The organism is Streptomyces sp. NPDC096193 (assembly GCF_040302905.1).
Taxonomy (GTDB): domain Bacteria; phylum Actinomycetota; class Actinomycetes; order Streptomycetales; family Streptomycetaceae; genus Streptomyces.
Map to the genome: position 1 here is coordinate 1 of NZ_JBEOSJ010000034.1, position 3,621 is coordinate 3,621.

At 70.8% G+C, this 3,621-nt stretch carries 3 protein-coding genes and 1 pseudogene; all 4 read left to right on the forward strand.

Annotated features, from left to right (window positions below):
• Positions 1 to 140 (forward strand): annotated as a pseudogene (locus ABTX78_RS32450) (flavodoxin-dependent (E)-4-hydroxy-3-methylbut-2-enyl-diphosphate synthase); the annotation flags it as partial.
• 105 nt (positions 141 to 245) lie between these two features.
• Positions 246 to 1,106 carry a GNAT family N-acetyltransferase gene (locus ABTX78_RS32455; protein WP_352210364.1) on the forward strand — a complete coding sequence of 287 codons (861 nt, stop codon included), beginning with the start codon at positions 246 to 248 and terminating at the stop codon, positions 1,104 to 1,106.
• 29 nt (positions 1,107 to 1,135) lie between these two features.
• A complete protein-coding gene (locus ABTX78_RS32460) occupies positions 1,136 to 1,705 on the forward strand; it encodes a GNAT family N-acetyltransferase (RefSeq protein WP_352210365.1) in 570 nt (189 codons plus the stop codon).
• Positions 1,706 to 1,773: 68 nt separating this feature from the next.
• Positions 1,774 to 3,468, forward strand: coding sequence for a proline--tRNA ligase (locus tag ABTX78_RS32465; protein WP_352210366.1), 1,695 nt, complete (start codon positions 1,774 to 1,776; stop codon positions 3,466 to 3,468).
• The last annotated feature ends 153 nt before the right edge of the window (positions 3,469 to 3,621 follow it).

A 3,621-nucleotide genomic window follows, 5' to 3' on the forward strand; every position in this document is an offset into this window, starting at 1 on the left:
TCTTCGTGAAGGGCGAGGTCATCAAGACGGTGCCGGAGTCGAAGATCGTGGAGACGCTCATCGAAGAGGCGATGAAGATCGCCGAACAGATGGAGAAGGACGGCGTCATGTCCGGCGAACCCGAGGTCTCGGTCAGCTGACAACCGCCGTCGGGCCCCGGGCACGCAGTGTCGTGCACCGGGGCCTGTTGCTGAGCTCGGCACCCGGGGTACCCGCCGGGTACAGTTCGGAGATCAGCAGACCGTATGGTGAGGCCCCTCGTGTTGACGCAGACCACCACCCGGGTCCTTGAACCCAGCGACCTCGGCGCGGCGCTCGCCGTCCTCGAGAGCGAGCCGGTGACGAACGCCTTCGTCGCGTCCCGGGTCCAGGTCGCAGGGCTCGACCCCTGGCGCCTCGGCGGCGAGATGTGGGGCTGGTACGCGGACGGGCGGCTCCGCTCTCTCTGCTACTCCGGCGCCAACCTCGTGCCGATCTGCGCCGGACCCGAAGCCGTGCGCGCCTTCGCCGACCGGGCCCGCAGAGCCGGCCGCCGCTGCTCGTCCATCGTCGGCCCCGCCGAGCCCACCGCCCAGCTGTGGCGGCTGCTCGAACCGAGCTGGGGCCCCGCCAGGGACGTACGCGCCAACCAGCCGCTCATGGTCACCGAGCAGGTCCCCGACGACATCGAGCCCGACCCGCACGTCCGCCGCATCCGCAAGGACGAGATGGACGTGGTCATGCCCGCCTGCATCGCCATGTTCACCGAGGAGGTCGGCATCTCCCCAATGGCGGGCGACGGCGGACTGCTCTACCAGGCGCGCGTGGCCGAACTCGTCGCCGCGGGGCGGTCGTTCGCCCGTATCGAGGACGGCAGGGTCGTCTTCAAGGCCGAGATCGGCGCGGCGACGACGAACGCCTGCCAGATCCAAGGGGTGTGGGTGGACCCGGAGTTCCGCGGCCGGGGACTGTCCGAGACGGGCATGGCGGCCGTGCTGCGCTACGCCCTCGCTGATGTCGCACCGGTCGTCAGCCTGTACGTCAACGACTACAACACCGCTGCCAGGGCGTCGTACCGGCGCGTCGGCTTCCGTGAGGTCGGAGCCTTCATGAGCGTGCTGTTCTGACGGAGCGCGACGGCAAGTAGGGTTCGCGCATGGCAGCACTTCCCGGAGGCGCACCCCGGACCCCCGACATCTCCGTCGGACCGGTCGACCTGGCCGCGCGCATCGACGAGGCCCTCGCGGTGCAGGCCCTCGCCTTCGGGCTGAGCGACGACGAGGTCGAGGTCCGGCGCCACATCGTCGACCGCCATCTTGTCCAGCCCGGCGCCTGCGCCCTCGGCGCACTCACCGGCGACGGGCGCCTCGTCGGCTTCGTCTACGGCATGCCCAACGACCGCACCCACTGGTGGTCCACCGTCGTCGAGCCCTATCTGCGGCGCAACGACAGCGACGGCTGGCTCGACGACTCCTTCGTCATCACCGAACTGCACGTCCACCCCGCCTTCCAGGGCCGGGGCATCGGCCGTGAGCTGATCACCACGGTCACCGACCGGGCCCTCCAGCCGCGGTCGATCCTCTCCGCCATCGACATCGAGAGCCCGGCCCGCGCGCTCTACCGCTCGCTCGGTTACCGGGACCTCGCACGCCAGGTCCTGTTCCCCAGCGCCCCCAGTCCGTACGCCGTGATGGGGGCCCCGCTGCCGCTGCTCCGCGGGAACTGATTTCCGCCCGCAGCCACCGCCCGGATAACCTCCTGCCAGCATCCTTATACGACGCAGGAGAATTCCCCATGGCAGCCCAGGTCCAGCGCATGTCCCGTCTGATGGTCAAGACACTGCGCGACGACCCGGCGGACGCCGAGACGCTCAGCCACAAGCTGCTCGTCCGCGCCGGGTACGTCCGGCGCAACGCGGCGGGCATCTGGTCGTGGCTGCCGCTCGGCAAGAGGGTCCTGGAGAACGTCACGCGCGTGGTGCGCGAGGAGATGGACGCCATCGGCGCCCAGGAGGTCCTGCTGCCGGCCCTGCTGCCCAAGGAGCCCTACGAGGCGACGGGCCGCTGGGAGGAGTACGGCGCGGAGCTGTTCCGCCTCAAGGACCGCAAGGGCGCGGAGTACCTGCTCGGCCCGACGCACGAGGAGATCTTCACCCAGCTGGTCAAGGACCAGTGCACGTCCTACAAGGACCTGCCGGTGATCCTCTACCAGATCCAGGCGAAGTACCGTGACGAGGCGCGTCCCCGTTCGGGCATCCTGCGCGGCCGTGAGTTCCAGATGAAGGACTCGTACTCCTTCGACACCACCGACGAGGGCCTGGCGGAGTCGTACGCGCTGCACCGCGCCGCGTACATCAAGATCTTCGAACGGCTCGGTCTCTCCCACCGCATCGTCTCGGCCGTCTCCGGAGCCATGGGCGGCTCCGCGTCCGAGGAGTTCCTGGCGCCGGCGGCCGCGGGCGAGGACACCTTCGTGTACTGCCCGTCCTGCGACTACGCCGCGAACACGGAGGCCGTGACCTTCGTCGCCCAGGCGGTCTCCGCAGACCACCCCGCGGTGGAGGAGCTGGACACCCCCGAGACGCCGACCATCGAGACGCTCGCCGCGCTCCTGGAGGTGCCCGCCTCCGCGACGCTGAAGAACCTGCTGGTCAAGGTCGACGGCGAGATCGTCGCCGTCGGTGTGCCCGGTGACCGCGAGGTCGACCTCGGCAAGCTGACGGACCACCTCTCGCCCGCCGCCGTGGAACTCGTCACCGCGGACGACTTCACCGGCCGCCCCGACCTCGTACGCGGCTATGTCGGCCCCCAGGGCCTGGAGAAGGTCCGCTACATCGCCGACCCGCGGGTGGCCCCGGGCACGGCCTGGATCACCGGCGCGAACAAGCCCGACACCCACGCCCGCAATGTCGTCGCCGGCCGCGACTTCGAGGTGGACGACTACCTCGACGTCGTCGTGGTGCAGGACGGCGACCCCTGCCCGCAGTGCGGTACGGGGCTGAGGCTCGACCGCGCAATCGAGATCGGCCACATCTTCCAGCTCGGTCGGAAGTACGCGGACGCCTTCCAGCTCGACGTGCTCGGCCAGAACGGCAAGCCGGCCCGGGTGACGATGGGCTCGTACGGCATCGGCGTCTCGCGCGCGGTGGCGGCACTGGCCGAGCAGACGGCGGACGAGCAGGGCCTGTGCTGGCCGCGCGAGATCGCCCCGGCGGACGTCCACGTGGTCGCAGCGGGCAAGGCGCTCCAGACGGAGCTGGCCCTGGACGTCGCCGACCAGCTGGCGGCGGCGGGCCTGCGGGTGCTGGTGGACGAGCGTCCCGGGGTCTCGCCGGGCGTGAAGTTCACGGACGCGGAACTGATCGGCGTCCCGAAGATCCTGGTGGCGGGCCGCCGCTCGGCGGAGGGCGTGGTGGAACTGAAGGACCGCCGGACGGGGGAGCGGGAGGAGCTCGAGGTCTCGGAGGCGATCGCGCGCCTGCGGGGCTGAGCGAACGGGGGGCCCGGTCCAGCCTGTCCGGCGTTGGGGTCCCCGCGCCCTTGGCTGGATGCGCGGGGCCATGTCGGCCTGTGCGGGTTTGAGGACATGCCTGTAGGGAGTGCCGGGCGGTGAGGGCGCGGTCGGTTCGCGGGGCGCTGGCCC

Excerpts from the sequence above, each read along its gene's own strand:
- ABTX78_RS32465 (WP_352210366.1), top strand. The coding sequence starts at position 1,774 with ATGGCAGCCCAGGTCCAGCGCATGTCCCGTCTGATGGTCAAGACACTG.
- ABTX78_RS32460 (WP_352210365.1), top strand. The coding sequence starts at position 1,136 with ATGGCAGCACTTCCCGGAGGCGCACCCCGGACCCCCGACATCTCCGTC.
- ABTX78_RS32455 (WP_352210364.1), top strand. The coding sequence starts at position 246 with ATGGTGAGGCCCCTCGTGTTGACGCAGACCACCACCCGGGTCCTTGAA.